The organism is Erwinia sp. L03-1 (assembly GCF_058686115.1).
The window spans coordinates 3410561-3429962 of the sequence record NZ_CM178762.1 but is presented as its reverse complement, the minus strand read 5'-3'; the positions used below and the strand labels follow the sequence as shown (position 1 = coordinate 3429962).

At 56.8% G+C, this 19402-nt stretch carries 14 protein-coding genes; 8 read left to right on the top strand and 6 right to left on the bottom strand.

The window, feature by feature from the left end:
• The first annotated feature begins 334 nt into the window (after positions 1–334).
• Positions 335–1216 carry an AraC family transcriptional regulator gene (locus AC4PCC_RS15885; RefSeq protein WP_492127544.1) on the top strand — a complete coding sequence of 294 codons (882 nt, stop codon included), beginning with the start codon at positions 335–337 and terminating at the stop codon, positions 1214–1216.
• Between the two features lie 150 nt (positions 1217–1366).
• Here the strand turns inward: AC4PCC_RS15885 and AC4PCC_RS15880 are convergent, their stop codons facing one another.
• From AC4PCC_RS15880 to sbcD, 4 genes are all read right to left on the bottom strand, one after another.
• Positions 1367–1780 (bottom strand): cell envelope integrity TolA C-terminal domain-containing protein, encoded by a 414-nt coding sequence (locus AC4PCC_RS15880; RefSeq protein WP_492125154.1) that lies wholly within the window; start codon positions 1778–1780, stop codon positions 1367–1369.
• 222 nt (positions 1781–2002) lie between these two features.
• Positions 2003–2866: a UilS family quorum-quenching N-acyl-homoserine lactonase gene (gene uilS / locus AC4PCC_RS15875; RefSeq protein ID WP_492125153.1), complete on the bottom strand. Its 864-nt coding sequence runs from the start codon at positions 2864–2866 to the stop codon at positions 2003–2005.
• A gap of 47 nt (positions 2867–2913) precedes the next feature.
• Positions 2914–6588 carry an AAA family ATPase gene (locus AC4PCC_RS15870; RefSeq protein ID WP_492125152.1) on the bottom strand — a complete coding sequence of 1225 codons (3675 nt, stop codon included), beginning with the start codon at positions 6586–6588 and terminating at the stop codon, positions 2914–2916.
• A gap of 129 nt (positions 6589–6717) precedes the next feature.
• The gene (gene sbcD / locus AC4PCC_RS15865; protein ID WP_492125151.1) at positions 6718–7941 is read right to left on the bottom strand and encodes an exonuclease subunit SbcD; all 1224 of its coding nucleotides are present in this window, start codon (positions 7939–7941) and stop codon (positions 6718–6720) included.
• 919 nt (positions 7942–8860) lie between these two features.
• On the opposite strand from sbcD, the gene AC4PCC_RS15860 reads away from it, so the two are divergent.
• The 7 genes from AC4PCC_RS15860 to proY all read left to right on the top strand — a co-directional run bounded on the left by AC4PCC_RS15860 (position 8861) and on the right by proY (position 16753).
• Entirely contained in the window at positions 8861–9061 is a 201-nt protein-coding gene (locus AC4PCC_RS15860; protein ID WP_492125150.1) for a hypothetical protein, read from the top strand.
• 270 nt (positions 9062–9331) lie between these two features.
• The gene (gene phoB, locus AC4PCC_RS15855) at positions 9332–10021 is read left to right on the top strand and encodes a phosphate response regulator transcription factor PhoB (RefSeq protein ID WP_492125149.1); all 690 of its coding nucleotides are present in this window, start codon (positions 9332–9334) and stop codon (positions 10019–10021) included.
• A gap of 21 nt (positions 10022–10042) precedes the next feature.
• Positions 10043–11359 (top strand): phosphate regulon sensor histidine kinase PhoR, encoded by a 1317-nt coding sequence (gene phoR, locus AC4PCC_RS15850; protein WP_492125148.1) that lies wholly within the window; start codon positions 10043–10045, stop codon positions 11357–11359.
• Positions 11360–11373: 14 nt separating this feature from the next.
• Positions 11374–12306, top strand: coding sequence for a PstS family phosphate ABC transporter substrate-binding protein (locus AC4PCC_RS15845; protein WP_492125147.1), 933 nt, complete (start codon positions 11374–11376; stop codon positions 12304–12306).
• A gap of 189 nt (positions 12307–12495) precedes the next feature.
• Complete coding sequence (locus AC4PCC_RS15840; RefSeq protein ID WP_492125146.1) at positions 12496–13599, top strand: cobalamin-independent methionine synthase II family protein; 1104 nt, start codon at positions 12496–12498, stop codon at positions 13597–13599.
• 404 nt (positions 13600–14003) lie between these two features.
• Positions 14004–15326 (top strand): branched-chain amino acid transport system II carrier protein, encoded by a 1323-nt coding sequence (brnQ, locus tag AC4PCC_RS15835; RefSeq protein ID WP_492125145.1) that lies wholly within the window; start codon positions 14004–14006, stop codon positions 15324–15326.
• Between the two features lie 68 nt (positions 15327–15394).
• Positions 15395–16753 (top strand): proline-specific permease ProY, encoded by a 1359-nt coding sequence (proY, locus tag AC4PCC_RS15830; RefSeq protein ID WP_492125144.1) that lies wholly within the window; start codon positions 15395–15397, stop codon positions 16751–16753.
• A 144-nt stretch (positions 16754–16897) separates the two neighbouring features.
• On the opposite strand, the gene AC4PCC_RS15825 is transcribed toward proY, so the two are convergent.
• The gene (locus tag AC4PCC_RS15825) at positions 16898–17476 is read right to left on the bottom strand and encodes an Ail/Lom family outer membrane beta-barrel protein (RefSeq protein ID WP_492125143.1); all 579 of its coding nucleotides are present in this window, start codon (positions 17474–17476) and stop codon (positions 16898–16900) included.
• A gap of 379 nt (positions 17477–17855) precedes the next feature.
• Positions 17856–19133, bottom strand: coding sequence for a histidine-type phosphatase (locus AC4PCC_RS15820; RefSeq protein ID WP_492125142.1), 1278 nt, complete (start codon positions 19131–19133; stop codon positions 17856–17858).
• Positions 19134–19402: the final 269 nt, after the last annotated feature.

Here is a 19402-nt window from a genome sequence, read left to right as displayed (position 1 = left end):
CCGCATACCTGATTGCTGAGCGAATTGATGCGGGTGCTGTGCTGAGAGCTGATTGCTCAGTGAAACGCTGCTGATACTTTGCTGAGAGCTGATTGCTCAGTGAAACGCTGCTGATACTTTGCTGAGAGCTGATTGCTGAGTGAATTGATGCGGGTGCTGTGCTGCATACCTGACTGCTGCCTGCGTTGCTGATGCACTGCTGGTGAGCAGAACCCGCGCCAGGGCAGTGCCGCCACCGATGGGGAGCGGCGTAAGCGACTGTTTTCGCGTAGTTTGCGCATTGGTACGATAATTGCTGCACCCTCAGTCTGTTCCTGACGCTGAGGCGATGATGATGGAAAGTGGCCTGATTAAACAGCCCGCCGTGATGAAAGCGCTGAACGCCAGCGAGGCCTGCAACCGGGGCGTGCTGGCCGCCGCCAGCGGCCTGAGCGAATTTATCAGCGAGAAGGGTGGCGACGCCGACCGTATCTTTGGCATGAGCGGCATTGACCCTGAACAGCTGGCCAGCCCGACGCTAAGCCTGGGGTTAGTTAACTACTGTCGGGTGATGGAAGAGGCCGCGCGCGCCTCGGGGTTTGACAACTTTGGCCTGCACTATGGCAAACAGTTTAAGCCACAGTCGCTGGGGCTGATAGGCTACGTGGGACTCTGCTCCGCAACCCTGGAGCAGGCGCTGCATAATGTGGTGAACGCCTTTCCCTATCATCAGCATAATACGCTGACCCGTCTGGTGGATAAGGGCGACTGCTGGCGTCTGGACTATCAGGTACGCCACGGCGCGATACTCTGCCGCCGTCAGGATGCCGAGCTGACGCTGGGCATGTTCCTGAATCTGATCCGCCACGTTGCCGGTAAGCACTGGGCACCGCGTGAAGTGCATTTTGAGCATCCCCGTCCGGGGCAGTGGCATGAACACTGCAAAGTATTTGATGCACCCGTCTGGTTTGATCAACCCTATAACTCGCTGCTGATCGCCAAACAGGATCTCACCCGGGCGATGCCGGACAGGGATCCGATGCTGCTAACGGTGATGCAGGATGCGATTCGCCGTCTGAACCGCGCCACACCGCAGCAGAGCCTTGCCGATCGTGCCCGTACCCAGGTTCATCTGCTGCTGCTGGGATACTCCGAAGTCAGCGCCTTCTCTCGTGCCTTTCGCCGCTGGTTTGGCATCAGCCCCCGCCAGTGGCGTCAGGATGAACTGGCCAGCTAAATAGCGCTCTCAGGCAGTGCAATCCGCGTACGTAGCAACGTGGCGCGGTATAGACAGGATCCAGGAGCCGCAGTATTCGCGCAGCCAGCCAGGCGAGCACGCGACAACGTATGATACCTGCGCGGTCAGCCATCCCGGCGGTCGTATTCATCAGCGCGGCGCGATTGTGACAATATTTTTGCCTGACAGGGCGGGCGGCGGTGGCGGCAGGTTGCCGTTACTGCTGACCAGGCTCCAGGCTTTCAGGCAGAGCGCTTCGTCGCCCGCGGTGCTTAGCACGCTATAACGGTGGTTTTTGCCATACTCTACTTCCAGCGTGCATTGACGGCCTTTATAGCGGGCGGCTTCGGGAAATTCAGACTGGATCCCTTCACGCATAATGTCGCTGTACACGCACGCATCCTGCGGAATGCTGCTGCGGGTTGCACAGATTTTCTTTCCCTGAGCCTGCCAGTCTGCCAGCGACGATCTGTCTTTTGGCGCTGACTGGCATCCCGCCAGCAGCAGCAACATACCCGCCATTCCCGCCGCGATAAGTGCGGACCGGTTCCCGTTTGATACCATTGTTAACCCTGATAGCAAAATTTCGATGTTATCCGCCAGTTTACCGCGTTAGCGAGGGGCTGACAGGGGAATCCGCGGCTGTCGGGGGATTTACAGATTATTCGCGGGTCGCACCGGGAGGACGCACGATGAACAGGATGCAGGATCGCCCGGCATGATTGCGATCCTGATGAAAAGAAGGATCGCGCGAGGAGCGATCCTTTACCCGACATGCGCCGTCAGTTACAGGTGCTTATTGAACCAGTCGAGCTGAACCTGGATAACGCTGTCAAAATGCGCGCCGCTGTAAATGTCATAATGGCGGGCGTTTTCTTCACAATAAAACTGCTTATCGGTCGCTTTTACCGCGTTATACAAGGCCTGCCCCTGAGCGGCAGGGTTAACGTTATCCTTGCCGGCCACCACGACCAGCGTCGGGCAGGTGACGCGCGCGGCGTTTTCCGCGGGTTTATACTGGAGCGTTTCCCGGACGGTGAGAAAGGGGATCTTGATATCCATCGCCGGATAGCGCGTCTTATTCTGCTCGAAAAATGCCTTTGATTCCTCATCGCTTAGCACGCGAGTGATGTTAACGAACATCTCTTTACCCGTAGCGCGCTTTTTATCTGCCATTTTCGTTAGCGTGGCGATAAACCCTTCCTTCTCCTCCGCCGACATATGCCCGGTAACGATATCCTCGCCGTCGGCAAAAGCCAGCTGGCTGACAATACAGCGGATATCGGCGTTATCCGCCGCCGCGGCAAATACGTGGCAGCCGCCGAAGGAGGTGCCCCACAGGCCGATACGCTGATTGTTAAAGAAAGGGTGTTGTTTCACCCAGTCGGTAACCGTAAGAATATCTTCGATCTGCATGGCGGGCTCAAGACGCCCACGCTCGCCTGCACTGGCCCCAAAGCCCCGGTAGTCAAAGGTTACGGTGCAAAAGCCTGCCCGGGTAAAAGCTTCAGCAAAAGGCGGTAACAGGATCTCCTGAATGCCGCAAAAGCCGTGGCACAGGATAATGACCGGCAGATTACCCAGCGTAGAAAGGGGTTTTCTGAGCGTCAGGGCAATGCCGTTGTCGAGCTGATGACTGATGGTTTCCATGGTTTACTTCTCCTTAAGTGAACGCTGTCTGACCCGCCGACGCAGTATTAATGCGAGGGGGTTTCCAGCTTACTGTAGCCCAGTCCGTTCATTTTACGTACTTTTATCTGAACGGGAATACGTTCTTTCATCGCCTCGACGTGGCTTATCACGCCAATGGTTTTGCCGCTGGCATTTAGCGCATCCAGCGCATCCAGCGCCGTATCAAGGGTTTGCGCATCCAGGGTGCCAAAGCCTTCGTCGAGAAACAGCGACTCAATGCGCGTTTTGTGGCTGACCAGGTCGGAGAGCGCCAGCGCCAGGGCCAGGCTAACCAGGAAGCTCTCTCCGCCGGAAAGGGTGCGGGTGTCGCGCAGGGCGTCGGCCTGCCAGGTATCCACCACCTGTAGCTCCAGCGCTTCACCTGCCTTGCGTTGTAGCATGTAGCGTCCGTGCAGACGATTAAGCTGGTTATTTGCCAGCCATACCAGGTGATCCAACGTCAGCCCCTGGGCGAAGCGGCGGAATTTGTCGCCGCCGCTGGAGCCAATAAGGTCATTAAGGCAGCCCCAGTCTTCAACCTGGCGTTCGCTGACGGCAATCTCACTCAGCATCGCCTGCTGCTGCTGTCGGCGGGCCGCGTCGCTGTTGAGCTGCTGGCGCGCTTCGCCCTGGCGCTGAGCATTTTCCCGCAGCCCCCGTGCCGTGCCGTCGACCGCGCCCTGCAGGCTGCTGGCATCCTCTGGAAACGCCTCCGGCCGGGTCTCAAGCCACAGCGCCAGGTTTTTCTCTGCCTGTTGCAGCAGGGTGGCGGTCTGTTGTAGCCGTGCCTGATGCTGTTTATGCTGGATCTGCAACCGCTGGATATGTTCTTCGTCCAGCAGGGCGGCAGTAAACTCAGCTTCGTCGCTAAAAGGGCTGGCCGCCAGCGCCATATTAAAGGCCTGCTCCCGCTGTGCCAGGCGTTCGGCCAGCGTAGATAACTGCTCAGTCAGTGAATTATGCTGTCCGGTCAGGGTATTTAACTGGTTTTGCTGCTGCTGCCACTGTTGTTGCAGAACCTGACAGGCTTCCGCTCGCAGCGTTGACGTAAGTCTGAGCTGCTGTTGCACCTCCGCCGTCTGCTGCTCGCCGAAGGCACGGTGACGCTGCTGTTTGACTTCAGTCAGCTCGGCAGTTTTTGCCTGAAGGCGCTTTTCCAGCCCCTCCAGGCTGGCCTGCCTGTCATCGATGGCTTCGGTCAGCGCCTGCTGCTGGGTAGCCAGCGCGGCCAGCTCAGGGCCAAGGTGAGTTAGCGCCTGCTCCGCCTGTTGCCACTGCTGCCACTCCTCTTCGCGGCGTGTTAGCCAGCGTTGATGCTCGCCGTTTTCTGGCGGCGTTAGCCCACATTTACTGAGCGAGGCGGCCAGCGTAGCACGCTGATGGTCAAGCTGTTGCTGCGCCTGCGTCAGGCGCTGCTCGCGCTCATTCAGCGTCTGGGTCGCAGTAAGCTGCTGCTGTTCGGTAAGCTGCCGCTGCTGCTGGAGAGCGTTAAGCTGGTTCTGCTGCTGAATCAGCGCATCCTTATGCTGCTGCAGCGTTCGGGCAGCCTGCTGAAGCTGGGTGAGCTGCGCCTGAAGCGTGATTTCCTGCTGCTCCTCCTCGTCCAGCCACGCTGTTACCGACGGCTGCTGTTCCGGTGCCAGTGACAGCGAAAGCGCGTCAGCGGTCGTCTGCCACTGGCTGTGCAGGCGGGTGGCTTCGGCCTCTGCCTCTTCCCGTTCCTGTTTAAGCCGTTCGGCCTGCTGCGTCAGGTTTTTGACTTCCACACCTTTCGCCGTCCCCTGGTCGTGCAACAGTTGCACGTCAGCGCTGAGCTGCGCGAGGCGCTGCTGTGTTTCAGAGGGTTGCAGGGCCTGATAATCGGCAATGGCGGGATGCTCGCAGGCCCCGCACAGCGGACAGGGCTGCCCGGCAGTCAGCTGCGCGCGGTGCTGTTCCAGGCTGACGATACGTTGTTCAAGCCTGTAGCGCGTATCCAGATCCTGCTGGTGCTGATGCTTCTCTTTCCAGTCGCGGCGTAAGCGCTGTAGCTGCTGTTCTGCCTGCTCCAGCTGCTGCCGCAGGGTCTGCTGCGCGTCATCCGTTCGCTGACGACGCGCGGCGTGCTGCTGCCACTGCTGCACCAGCAGCGCCAGGGTTTGCCGAAGTGGGCGCTGCTGATTGAGCGTAGTCAGTTTGGCCTGGAGTGTCGTTTCGGGAAACTGCTGCTGAAGAGTGGCGCAGTGCTGCTCAGCTTCGCTGACTTTGCGCTGGGCGAGTTCGCTTTGCTGTTGCAGCGGGCGAAGTGTGAGGTCCAGCCGATCGAGCTGCTGCTGCAGGGCGGCAACGCTATGCTGCTGTTCAACCCGGCTCTGCTGTAACGCAGTAAGCGCCTGCTCACTTTGGTGCTGCTGCTCAAAGTGCATCCGCCAGGGTTGCAGGGATTCCCCCCAGTCAGCCAGTCGTACATGATCGGTCCGCCACTGCTGATACTGTGCCTGCTGGGCGAGTTTATCCTGCTGCGCCTGATGATTGGTTTGCAGGGCTGCGCGACGCTGCGTCAGCGCGTGTTGGTACTCACTGACTTCTTTTGTCAGTTCTTCCTTTTGCTGACCCAGCGTCGCTAAGCGGTTATCCAGCGGCACGACCGTCTCCGTAATCAGCGTCTCCTGCTGCTGACGCTGCACTTCGTGCTGTCGCTGAGCTTCTTCGGCTTTTTGCAGCGCCTGAGTGCTGCTTTCCAGCTGTTCGCGAGCCTGCTGCTGCCGGGTGGACAGCACCTGCAACTGCTGTTGCAGGCTGCCTGCATCCTGCCTGAACTGGTTACGCTGCTGCCAGAGGGGCCGTAGCTTTTCCGCTGGCTCCGCGAGTGTGAGCTTACCCATCTCGGTCTGGGCCGCCAGCCAGCGATCTTCAGAGAGCTGGTGCTCAGTACGGGCGGCGGTAACGGCATCCGTTAGCGCGATCTGCTGGCGGTGCCAGTTAAGCAGATGCTGCTGCTGGTGCGAAAGTGAAGTGAGCGCCTGCTCATCTGTCTCAAGCTGCTGTAACTGCCCGGTTAACTGCGTAACCTCATCCTCCGTCAGCAGGGACAGGCCGCTGGCTCTGGCGAGAAGGGTATCAAGCGCGGCGCGGGCGCGCTTATGGTGCTCAAAGACGCTGACCGAAACCCGACCATAGATCTCCGTGCCCGTCAGTTCTTCCAGCAGCTCTGCGCGTTTATTGGCTGGGGCGTTGAGGAAGGCGGCAAACTCCCCCTGCGAGAGCATCATTGAGCGGGTAAAACGTTCGAAGTCCAGCCCGGTGAGGGCGGTGAGCATCTCAAGCTTATCCTTCACCTTATCGGCAACGATGGTGTTATCGTCGCAGCGGGCCAGCTCGACGCGGGGCACCTGGAGGTTTCCCTCTGCTGAGCCGCGCGCGCGGGTCTGGCTCCAGAACGCACGCCACGCCACACCTTTGACTTCAAACTCCACTTCGGCAAGACACTCCGCCGTATCGCGGGTCATCAGGTCGTTTTGCGCGTTAGATAACTTACCCAGCCGGGGCGTTTCGTGATACAGCGCCAGGCAGATGGCATCCAGCAGGGTGGTTTTGCCGGCACCTGTCGGGCCGGTGATGGCAAATAAACCGTTGCTGGCGAACGGCTCGGCGGTGAAGTCGATTTTCCACTCGCCCTTTAGCGAGTTCAGATTCTTAAAGCGCAGCGTCAGGATTTTCATAGCATTCCCCGGTGACTTATTTTGGCCAGCGTTAGCGTTTTCATAGCGATTCCCGGTGACTTATTTTTGGCCAGCGCTATCGTTTTCATGACGGTTCCTGGTGACGGAGTTCAGCCAGCCTCAGAGTTTTCATGAAGGCTCCTCATTTTCCATTTCTGCCAGCGTCTGGCTAAACAACAGGCTGGCGCGGGCCAGCTGCCCGGGGTCTCTCCCTTCCTCTGACGCCAGTCGGCGGGCGAAAACCTCCTGCACGCTGAGTTCGCTGAGCGTTTCGTTATCCTGGCGGGCGAGGGTCTGCTCGCGCTGCTCGCGGCTGCGGCGAAGCAGCACGACGTCAACCGGCAGCTGTTCGGTTAGCGCCTGGATACGGCGCTGCAGGTCATTCAGCCAGTCCTGGGTAACAATCTCGATATCCAGCCACACCTTTTTGCCATCCTCGCGAGGTTCAATTGCTGCCAGCTGGTGCTCAATCTCTTCCAGCGTGCCTTTGATCATCTGCATAGGTTGAAACAGCGGGATGGTCAGCGGTTCAACGCGGCTCAGTTTCCCGTCGGCGAAATCGACGATAAAGACGCTTTTTTCCTTACCCAGCTCATCAAAACTGAGAGGGATAGGTGAGCCGCTATAGCGAATGTGTTCGGTGTTAGCGATGCGTTGTGCACGGTGGATATGGCCCAGCGCGATATAGTCAGCGGGGGGGAAAGCCTGCGCTGGAAACGCATCCAGCGATCCAATATAGATGTCGCGTACCGCGTCGCTTTTAGTCACGCCGACGGTCGTGAGGTGTCCGGTGGCAATAATCGGCAGCGACAGGCCAAGGGCTTCGCGCTGTGCCCGCGCCTCTTGCCAGCACTGCTGATAGTGCTGAGTGATGGCCTCCAGCAGAGAGTGCTGTTTTTCATGGCCCGACTGCCCGGCCTGGCTGAGGGTGATATCACGAGGGCGTAAAAAAGGGATGGCGCAGAGTAGGGCGCCTGGCTGGCCGTCGCGGGTTTTCAATAGCAGAACCTGCTCACCTGGGGTATCGCTGGCTGCTGCGATAACGGTGGTGTTCAGGCAGGCGAGCAGTTCGCGGGACTCATTCAGGGTGGCAACGGAGTCGTGGTTTCCCCCCACCACCACCAGCTGGCAACCCGCCTGTTGCAGCTTCACGACGAAGCGGTTGTAGAGTTCACGCGCATAGCTCGGCGGCGATCCGGTGTCGAAGATATCGCCAGCGACAATAATAGCATCAGCCTGCTGTTCAACGGCCTGTACCAGCAGCCAGTCGAGGAAGGCCTGATGTTCGGGCGCACGGCTTTTCGTATAGAAAAACTGTCCCAGATGCCAGTCGGAGGTATGAATAATGCGCATGAAAATCCTTTGGTCAGCAAACCCGATGCGCCGATTATAAACGTCGCGCGGCAAAACCCCAGCCCGAAAGGGATAACCCGGTTGATAAAGCGGTAATTTACCGCGTCAGGGGCGTAATGCATTGTGTTACGTGCCCCTTGCGCCAGAGGCTCAGTGCCGTCGCCTACGGGTGGCCCGGCTCGCTACAGGCTCAGTGCCGTCGCCTACGGGTGGTGCCCGGTGCCTGGCGGTCCTCGCGCCGCGCTCGGCGCGGTTCCTTCGCTCCGCTCGTCGGCCTCTCGGACCGGGCATGACGTGACATCCCTGTCCCGGCATGCCCTTGTGCCAGCATCCCTGCTGGCCCATCCGGGTCTTCCTCCCTGCGCTCAGCGCTGCGGAATGCCTGTCACCGGGCCCCACCCGCCGGCTTATTGCATTGTGCTGGCTGCGGGTAAGGGCGGTGTCGGAGATTCCCGGAAACTCTTCGCCAGATATGAATGCGTGCAGGAAGTATGCAATGACCAAAATAGTTGGGATATGAAGAAAATCAGAAGACTGAGAGTGCACAGTTTATTGTGACTGGTTTTTTTGTGATGCAGATAAATGACCTAAATAGCGGCACCAAAAACTAAATCGAAAAGTGAGCCGAATCCTGCCCGAGAGCAAACCTTAACGGGGATAGGCTATGAAATCTGCGGACAGATAAACGGTTTTACCGGAGCAGCTCAGCAGCCCGCGGACAGATAAACGGTTTTACCGGAGCAGCTCAGCAGCCCGCGGACAGATAAAAGGTTTTACTGGAAGCAGCTCAGCAGCCTACGGACAGATAAACGGGTTTACTTAAAGCGGCCCAGAAGCCTGAGAGGTGGATAATCCCTGCGGGTGACGGGCAATCCGCAGCGCTGCGGCGAAGACGGAAGGCCAGGCGAGGGCAGCAGGGATGCTGCACTCAGGGAGCGGCGGGCAGGGATGCCCGCTCGCGACCGGGCCGTCCGGCCTGAAGTCGGAGCCAAAGGCACCATGCGAAGCGTGGCGCGAGGACGCCCGTCACCCGCAGGGATTATCCACCGACAAAGCCGACATTGCAGCCGACACAACCAACCGGCAAACGTCGAAACTGTCCACCAGGCAAAACCTGTAGCTGCGACGCCCGGCACCCGCTGGGATTATCCACCGGCACAGCAGAAATTGCAGCCAGCACAACCCACCAGTAACCGCGGGGATTATCCACCGACACAGCAAATAGTGCAGCCCGTCACCCGCAGGGATTATCCACCGGCGGCGCAGATATCCATCCCATGCAGCATAATTGCGTCTGGGGCTGGGGCTTTTTTCATAAATATGTCATAAAAGTGACGCATAATAACGCCGCGAGTCTCAATGACATCCCGTTACCGCAGCAGGAGTAATAATGGCTAAGCGCATTCTGGTGGTTGAAGATGAAGCCCCCATCCGTGAAATGCTCTGTTTCGTTCTGGAACAAAATGATTACCAACCGATTGAAGCAGAAGACTATGACAGCGCCATCAACCTGCTCATTGAACCCTGGCCCGACCTCATACTGCTGGACTGGATGCTTCCCGGCGGATCGGGCATTCAGCTCATCCGGCACTTGAAGCGTGAAGCCATGACCCGACATATACCGGTCATGATGCTCACGGCGCGCGGCGAAGAAGAAGATCGCGTTCGGGGCCTTGAGGTGGGAGCCGATGACTACATCACCAAGCCATTCTCACCGAAAGAGCTTATCGCCCGCATCAAAGCGGTCATGCGCCGTATTTCACCGATGGCGGTGGAAGAAGCGATCGAAATGCAGGGACTGACACTGGATCCCTCATCCCACCGGGTGATGTCCGATACCCAGCCCGTTGAAATGGGGCCGACGGAATATAAGCTGCTGCACTTCTTTATGACCCATCCCGAGCGGGTTTACAGCCGTGAACAGTTGCTTAATCACGTATGGGGCACTAACGTTTACGTCGAAGATCGTACCGTTGATGTGCATATTCGCCGACTGCGCAAAGCGCTCGAACTTACCGGGCACGATCGCATGGTGCAAACGGTGCGCGGCACAGGTTACCGTTTTTCCTCACGCTACTGATCTCGCAACGGAGTATCCACCGTGCTGGAACGCCTCTCCTGGAAGAGATTACTGCTTGAACTGCTGCTGGCGTGCCTGCCCGCGCTGGCTATCAGCCTGCTGATCGGCTATCTGCCGTGGCTGCTGCTGCTCTCCGTGCTGGCCCTGCTGGGCTGGCATTTTGCCAACATCCTTCGTCTTTCTCACTGGTTGTGGATCGACCGCAGCATGACGCCGCCAGGTGGGCGCGGCAGCTGGGAACCCCTTTTTTACGGTATTTACCAGATGCAGGCGCGAAACCGCCGTCGACGTCGCGAACTCGGCCATCTGATCAAACGCTTTCGCAGCGGCGCCGAATCACTGCCTGATGCGCTGGTGCTGACCACCGAAGAGGGCAGCATCTTCTGGTGCAACGGCCTCGCCCAGCAGATGCTCGGTCTGCGCTGGCCCGAAGATAACGGACAAAATATCCTCAACCTGCTGCGCTATCCTGAGTTCACCCGCTATCTGCGCCAGCGGGAATTTTCCCGCCCGCTGATGCTGGTGTTAAACAGCCAGCGGCACCTTGAATTCCGCGTAATGTCCTACAGCGAAGGGCAGTGGCTCCTGGTGGCTCGGGACGTCACGCAGATGCACCAGCTTGAAGGCGCGCGGCGCAACTTTTTTGCCAACGTCAGTCACGAACTGCGTACGCCGTTAACGGTGCTGGGGGGCTATCTGGAGATGATGGAAACGTCAGAGATGGAAGGCGTGCGGCGGCAGAAAGCATTACAGACTATGCAGGACCAAACCCGCCGTATGGATGGGCTGGTGAAGCAGCTGCTGACGCTGGCCCGTATCGAAGCCGCACCGACCCAGGGAAGGGATGAGCAGGTTGATATACCCGCGATGCTGCGGCGGCTGGAGGTGGAAGCCGCTACGCTCAGTCAGGGACGTCATCTGTTGCAGTTCTCCACCGATCCTCATCTGTGGGTTTACGGTAATGAGGAGCAGCTGCACAGCGCATTTTCTAATCTGGTTTACAATGCGCTAAACCATACGCCGGACGGCACACGGATTGACATTGCATGGCTGAAAACTGCGAAAGGGGCTGAGTTCAGGGTGAAGGATAACGGCCCGGGCATTGCGGCAGAGCATATTCCGCGCCTGACGGAGCGCTTCTATCGGGTGGATAAAGCCCGATCGCGACAAACCGGCGGCAGCGGTCTGGGCCTGGCTATTGTAAAACATGCGCTGAGTCATCATTACAGCCGTCTGGAAATACGCAGCCAGCCGGGAGAAGAGACCTGCTTCAGTTTTGTCCTGCCGACGGAGTTGCTTGTCAGCGCTGAATCATCACAGAATGCGCTTCATCACTGATGCGGATAACAATAATGAAAAAGCTGATTATTGCCGGGCTGCTACTGTTTAGCCTGCTGGCCCGGGCAAACGAAGGAATGCTGGCGGGTAATTTGAGCAGTGTAGGTTCGGATACGCTGGGTAATTTGATGGCGCTGTGGGGAGAGAGTTTTAATCGTCAGTATCCCGGCGTGAACGTGCAGATTCAGGCAGCCGGTTCCTCAACTGCGCCTACCGCGCTGGCAGCCGGGGCGGCTCAGCTGGGGGCAATGAGTCGCCCAATGCAGCAGGGAGAGCGTCAGCTGTTTGAAACCCGCTACGGCTATCCGCCCCTTGCCGTGCCGGTTGCCATGGATGCGCTGGTGGTGATGGTGAATCAGGATAATCCGCTGGCCGGGCTAAATACCCGCCAGCTCGATGCAATTTTTTCCATTACCCGCCGCTGTGGCGATACTGCAATCATCCGTCAGTGGGGTGATCTCGGGCTGACCCAGCCCGGCTGGCGAACGCGGGCGCTACAGCGTTTTGGCCGCAACTCCGCCTCGGGAACCTGGGGTTTTTTCAAGCAGCAGGCGCTCTGCCACGGCGATTTTCGCAATGATGTCGGGGAGTATCCTGGTGCGGCGGCGGTCGCGCAGGCCGTTGCCGCCACGCTGAACGGTATCGGCTATGCCAGCATGGGGAGCCATATCAGTGGGGTTAAAACGCTGCCCATTGCCCGTGAGGGGAATGACTGGATCCCGCCTGACGCAGAGAATATTCGCAGTGGGCGCTACCCCTGGGCCAGACCGCTCTATATCTACGTCAATAAGGCGCCAAGCCAGCCGCTGGCACCGCTGACTGCCGCCTTTGTGCGGCATATTCTTTCACCGCAGGGACAGGCGCAGGTGAGTCGGGCTGGCTACCTGCCGCTTTCTGACGCACAGCGTCTGGAAGCGCTAAGGCTTGCCGGGCTGGCCACAAAGTAAAGGTTATCCCCGGCCACCCCCAACGTGAATTTTTTTCACCTGTGATGAATTTTCCTCGTTTGCGCCTGAAACTTTCTCATGACATTCTTGCGTCTGGACATATAGACATCCAGAAGTCTAAAAATAACCCGTTGTAACTATTTCACCGGTAAATTATGCGCCCTGCGCGCAGGCCAGGAGTAACCTAACATGCAAAGAGATTCCGCTCAGTACCGTGCCGAAGTGGTCGGCAGTTTTCTGCGTCCCACCGCAATCAAAAAAGCACGTGAGCAGTTCCAGAACGGTGAAATCAGCGCCGAAGAGCTGCGTCGTACTGAAGATAAGGCCATCCGTGACGTCGTGGAACATCAGCGCGCCAGCGGCCTGAAGGTGGTGACCGACGGTGAATTCCGCCGTGCCTGGTGGCACTTCGATTTCTTTGATGGCCTGGAGGGCGTGGAGCTTTATGAATCAGAGCAGGGTATTCAGTTTAACGGCGTGCAGACCAAAGCACACAGCGTACGCGTCACGGGCAAGCTGGGCTTTGGTCAGCATCCTATGCTGGAAGATTTCCGCTTTCTGAACAGCATCAGCGGCGATGCCATCGCGAAAATGACCATTCCCAGCCCAAGCGTGCTGCACTTCCGCGGCGGCCGTAAGGCGATAGACGCCACCGTCTATCCCGATCTGAATGCCTATTTTGACGATCTGGCGCAAACCTATCGCGATGCGATTCAGGCTTTCTATAACGCGGGCTGCCGCTACCTGCAGCTGGACGATACCGTCTGGGCGTATCTCTGCTCCGAAGACCAAAAGGCGCAAATCCGCGAGCGCGGCGAAGACCCTGAAGAGCTGGCGCACATTTATGCGCAGGTGCTGAATAAGGCTCTCGAAGGCAAGCCTGAGGATCTCACCATCGGCCTGCATGTCTGCCGGGGTAACTTCCGATCGACCTGGATTTCGGAAGGCGGTTACGAGCCCGTGGCTGAAATTCTGTTTGGCAGCGTAAATGTTGATGCGTTCTTCCTGGAATACGATAACGAACGCTCCGGTGGCTTTGAACCGCTGCGCTTTATCAAACCGGGCAGGCAGCAGGTAGTGCTGGGGCTGATCACCACCAAAACGGGTGAGCTGGAAGATCCGCAAACGGTAAAAAAACGTATTGCGGAAGCCGCGCAGTTCGTCAGCCTCGAGCAGATTTGCCTCAGCCCGCAGTGCGGCTTTGCCTCTACGGAAGAGGGGAACAGCCTGAGCGAAGCGCAACAGTGGGAAAAGCTGCGACTGGTGGTCGATATCGCTAAAGACGTCTGGTAAAACACCGCAAAGGGTCATAAAGGCGCGCCCGGGTGCGCCTTTTGTGCATTGAAGAGGGCGGTAATACAGGAAAACCCCCTGGGCTGCATGCAAATCATACAAATCATGTAAGGCAACCAGCCGATAAACTGAACTGATTCACTGGATAATCTTTTTTTTACGCTATATCACTCTGCATTCCCGATCCCGTATTGCCTTTCTCCGCTATAAACGGTTTACTTAGCGCCGTTTTTACATTATCCCCCGTTAGAAAATCAAAATCAGCGTACATTCGCTGCCAGAGCGACGTTGGGTCAATATATTTCCCTGTATCGGTTTGATAAGGCGGTGTTTTCAGCGCACACGGGGCGATATTTCTGACATCACGATTCCACTTAACACCAGTACAGGCAGCTTCGCTGATTATGACAAATCGATTATCTTCTAAAGACATCCTCGCGCTGGGCTTTATGACCTTTGCCCTGTTTGTGGGGGCAGGTAATATTATTTTTCCACCTATGGTGGGTATTCAGTCGGGCGCACACGTCTGGATCGCAGCAATAGGCTTTCTGATTACCGCCGTCGGCCTGCCGGTGGTTACGGTCATTGCGCTGGCGCGCGTGGGCGGCGGCATCGACGCACTCAGCACGCCGATTGGCAAAGCCGCCGGTTTGGTACTGGCGACCGTGTGCTACCTGGCCGTCGGTCCGCTGTTTGCCACACCGCGCACCGCTACGGTCTCTTTCGAGGTGGGTATCGCCCCGCTGACCGGTGACGGCCCGCTACCGCTTTTTATCTACAGCCTGATCTATTTTGCGCTGGTTATCGGTATTTCTCTCTATCCCGGTAAGCTGCTCGATACCGTCGGTCATGTCCTCGCGCCGCTGAAAATTGTGGCGCTTGCCATTCTGGGAATTGCAGCGCTGATCTGGCCTGCCGGGGGGGTGGCACCGGCGACGGACGCTTACCAACAGGCGGCCTTTTCCACCGGCTTCGTCAATGGCTATCTGACCATGGATACCCTCGGTGCGCTGGTGTTCGGCATTGTGATTGTCAATGCGGCCCGCTCGCGCGGCGTCAGTGAAGCTAAGCTGCTGACGCGCTATACCGTTATGGCCGGTCTTATTGCCGGCGTGGGCCTGACGCTGGTCTATCTGACGCTGTTCAAGCTGGGTTCCAACAGCGCGGGACTGGTTGAGCAAAGCGCTAACGGTGCAGCTATCCTTCACGCCTACGTGCAGCAGACCTTTGGCGGCATGGGAAGCACCTTCCTGGCGGCGCTGATCTTCGTTGCCTGTATGGTGACGGCAGTGGGTCTGACCTGCGCCTGCGCGGAGTTCTTTGAGCAGTATCTGCCGCTGACCTATCGTCAGCTGGTATTTATTCTCGGCCTGTTCTCCATGCTGGTATCTAACCTTGGCCTGAGCCATCTGATCCGCATCTCTGTCCCCGTGCTGACCGGTATCTATCCGCCCTGCATCGTACTGATCCTGCTGAGCTTTACCCTGAGCTGGTGGAACAAAAGCAGCCGCATTATCGCGCCAACGATGCTTATCAGCCTGCTGTTCGGCATTATTGATGCCATGAAAGCCGGTGAGCTGACGTCCATGCTGCCCGCTTTTGCCCAGCATCTTCCGCTGGCAGAGCAGGGGCTGGCATGGCTGCCGCCTTCACTGGCTATGCTGGTCGTGGCCGCTATCTATGACCGCGTACGCGGTGGCCAAACCGCTAACGTGCCGCAACAGTAATCGATCATCCGTCTTCCCCGTCGTCAATGCGTCGGGGAGGCAAATGTAGCAGGATCGGAAGTAGAGAAATGACAAAAAATACGCTCAAGAAGGGACTGAGTACCCGACATATTCGCTTTATGGCGCTGGGATCGGCAATTGGTACCGGGCTTTTTTACGGCTCGGCTGATGCAATGAAAATGGCCGGTCCGAGCGTTATCCTCGCCTACATCATCGGCGGGGCTATCGCCTATATTATTATGCGCGCGTTGGGCGAGATGTCGGTGAATAACCCACAGGCCAGCTCTTTTTCACGTTACGCGCAGGACTATCTGGGGCCGCTGGCTGGCTATATTACCGGCTGGACCTACTGCTTTGAAATCCTGATTGTCGCTATTGCCGACGTGACCGCCTTCGGCATCTATATGGGCGTGTGGTTTCCGGACGTCCCGCACTGGATCTGGGTACTGAGCGTGGTGCTGATTATTGGCGCCATCAATATGGCGACCGTAAAGGTATTTGGCGAGGTGGAGTTCTGGCTGTCGCTGTTTAAGGTTGCCACCATTATCATCATGATCGTCGCCGGTATCGGTATCATCTTCTGGGGTATTGGTAACGGCGGTCAGGCGACTGGCATCCATAATTTATGGACTAACGGCGGCTTCTTTGCGCACGGCGTGATCGGTATGGTGCTGTCGTTGCAAATTGTGATGTTTGCCTATGGCGGGATAGAAATAATTGGTATCACCGCCGGTGAAGCGAAAGATCCTGAAGCCTCTATTCCCCGTGCGATAAACACCGTCCCGCTGCGTATTCTGGTGTTCTACGTGGGTACGCTGTTCGTGATTATGTCGATCTTCCCCTGGAATCAGGTCGGCACTAACGGCAGCCCCTTCGTGCTGACCTTCCAGCATATGGGTATCGCTGCCGCTGCGGCTATTTTGAATTTTGTGGTGATCACCGCTTCGCTGTCGGCCATCAACAGTGATGTATTCGGCGTGGGCCGTATGCTGCATGGTATGGCTGAACAGGGGCATGCGCCAAAAATGTTCGCCACGGTTTCGCGGCGCGGCATCCCCTGGGTAACCGTGTTGGTGATGATGTTAGCTATGCTGATCGCGGTCTATCTTAACTATCTGATGCCGGGCAAGGTGTTTCTGGTGATCGCTTCACTGGCGACGTTCGCCACCGTCTGGGTATGGATTATGATCCTCTTCGCTCAAATTGGCTTCCGCCGGACGCTGAGCAAAGAGCAGGCGCGGGCGCTGAAGTTTGCCATGCCTGGCGGTACGTTCACTGCGATGGTAGGCGTGCTGTCGCTGGCCTTTATTATCGGGCTGATTGGCTACTTTCCCGATACGCGCGTGTCGCTGTATGTTGGAGTAGGCTGGATCGCGCTGCTGCTGGTGAGCTGGCTGTTTGTGAAGAAGAAAGTCAACGTTCAGTAAGTTTTTAGCTTATGAAGAGGGCCGGATAAAATGAATCGCACTCCTTCAAAGGAGGGCCATTCAGATTATCCAGCCCTTTTTGATATTGCGGTTTAGCAGGCGTTATCAGGGGGGTATTCCTAACGCCTGATGTTAAACCCTTTATCAGAAGCGATAGCCTGCGCCGATATTGAAGCCATTAAGCGAACGCGTCCTGACATCATCATTGAAGCTTGACCCTTCATAGGCCACATCAATAGTCCAGTTTTGTACAGGGTTTATCTGCAGGCCTGCGCTATACATAAACGACGTCTTCTTACCGCTGTATTTGTTGATATAGCCCATATCTCTGTAGCGATCATGCTCATAATTACTCCAGTGGGTTTTGGAATCAGCCTTATTATAATTCAGGCCAGCCAGCCCATAGATACTGATGTAATTATTGAATCGGTATGCCGGGCCGATGGCCAAAGAGTAATAGGTTAATTTGTTTTGACTTTTCATCCTGTCTTTTACAGCGAGCCAGGATTCATTAAATTCATTTCCCATATAGGTAAATGAACTAATAATACTGAGCGGAGTATCCCACTCGTAGCGGTATTTCAGGTTAACGCCCTTAATTTCTCCAACGTTCTGGATTTTGCTTTGGGCGTAGCCAAGTGTCACAGTCTGATGATCGGCAGAAACCAGAGGGGAAAGGGTAACAGAGGCAAGTATAAGAGTGCTAAGCATTAATTTATTCATTACATCATCCTTAATGAAAAAAAGCAGACAGTAACTGAAAATACCATTCGGTCATAAAATTATGACAGCAGCACGATCCATTCGTGCTGGTTAACATGTCTGTGCGGGAATTATAATGAATTCAGACGAGATTAAAAGTATTTTTCAAGGAGAAGTATAGCGAAGATACATAATAAGTTTGAATCAGATCGATGGGGTAGATTATTGTCTGGTTGTGTAAATAAATCAATGTTGAGGTCGAGTCCGTGTAGGCTTAATAACAGAGTAAGTCATTTGCTACTATCAAGGGATGATTTTTCTGTTTATTCTGGCTGGCCTCTGCCAAAAGCTTAATAAAGAGCAGGCGTGAGCGCCCGCATCTCTATTCTATTATCGGCAATCAGGATTTCGGGTAGCTCACCGGGACCATCACCGCCGGATCGATATTCTGCTTTATGCGCGTTAGGGCTGCATCGTAAGGGCAGAGCGTACCCACCGCAGTAGTTTTACAGCCGGGGAACTGCCACTCGGTGATAAGCAGCGGATTGCTCTGGCTGAGCGGCGTGAGCTGGCGTAGCTGATCGAGGCTCTGGGCCTGAAAGGTCACCCGGATATAACGCTGCTGATGGCTATCACGCCAGCGTTCGAAGACCAGGCTGCCGCCGGGCGGGATATTGCCAGGCGGATATTCACCCTGCTGCCAGCTGAAATTAAGCAGCGTGCGCAGATACGCCAGATTAATATCGCTTGCCACATACAGCAGCCAGCGAACATTCGGTGGCCCATCAGGCTGCGTATTATTATCCAGCGCAGCGGCTATCTGCCCCATCAGTATCGATCCGCCGCGACGCGCGGCATAAGGCAGATCGTTGCTGTAGGTGTATTTGGCGCTTAACAGTGGCAGAAGTCTGGCGATCCCGGCGGTGGTGCTTACCTGACCAAAAGCCACCCGCTCGACAGGCAGATTTTCACTCCACGCCAGCCGAAGGGTTTCCGCCATGGCGCCCAGGCTGTCCAGACCGGTAATACCTATGCGGCCGTTCGACCAGACATGGAGCGACCAGGGGCGATCGAAATCAGGGCAGGCGCTTCCCGGATGACATAAGGCGCGCTTCAGGGCCGCGATCTGTGGCTCCAGGCGCTGCTGCGCGCGGCTAACGTCGCCTCCGATTGCCTTAAGTGCTTCTTGCTTCGCTATTTCCTTTTCTGCCGGGCTGGCATTGCCTTCGGGATACTGAAACAGAGGGTCCCTGCCCGACAGCGCATGGACGGGCACACCGCAGCCGGGAAAAGCAGCCGATGACAGCGCAGCGGCGGTAGCCTGCGTACGCTGTAGGGTACTGGCGCGGATATAAACCTCATCTTCAGACGGGCAGCCCGCCTTTAGCAGGCCGAGCTGGCGATAGCGCTGGCTTTCAAACTGGCCCTTAAGCCAGGCCCCGGTATAGCCGTGCCCGGTTAACTCTCCGTCGGCTGTCTGCCATACGGGCCAGGAACGCTGTGTGATGGCTTCAATCTGCTTTCGGTTACCTGGGGTAGGTGGGCGCACGCCGTGGCGGCTGACCTCAACCACTTTTTCCAGCTGGTATTGCGTGCTCTCCGCACAGGCATTAAGCGTGAACAGGGCGGGCAGAATAGCGCTGATAAGCGCAGACAGAACGGGCGTTTTCACCAACATCGGATCCCTGTGCGTTGTCATCATTGGGGGAAGAGCAGACTGGCTCCAGTTTGCGAAACAATAGCCTGATTGCAGCACTAATGAAACCTTAAGGCCCCAGGTGTAAGGCCTTAACACGATGGAATTACGTGAGATGAGCGGAGTTAAGCCATCCAGCGCTGGATCAGCAGAGCTTAAGGGAAAGATGATGCTGGCTTAGGCGGCGATTAATGAGAGGGATGATGCTGGTTAAGGCGGCGATTAATGAGGGGGAGTGATGCTGGTTAAGG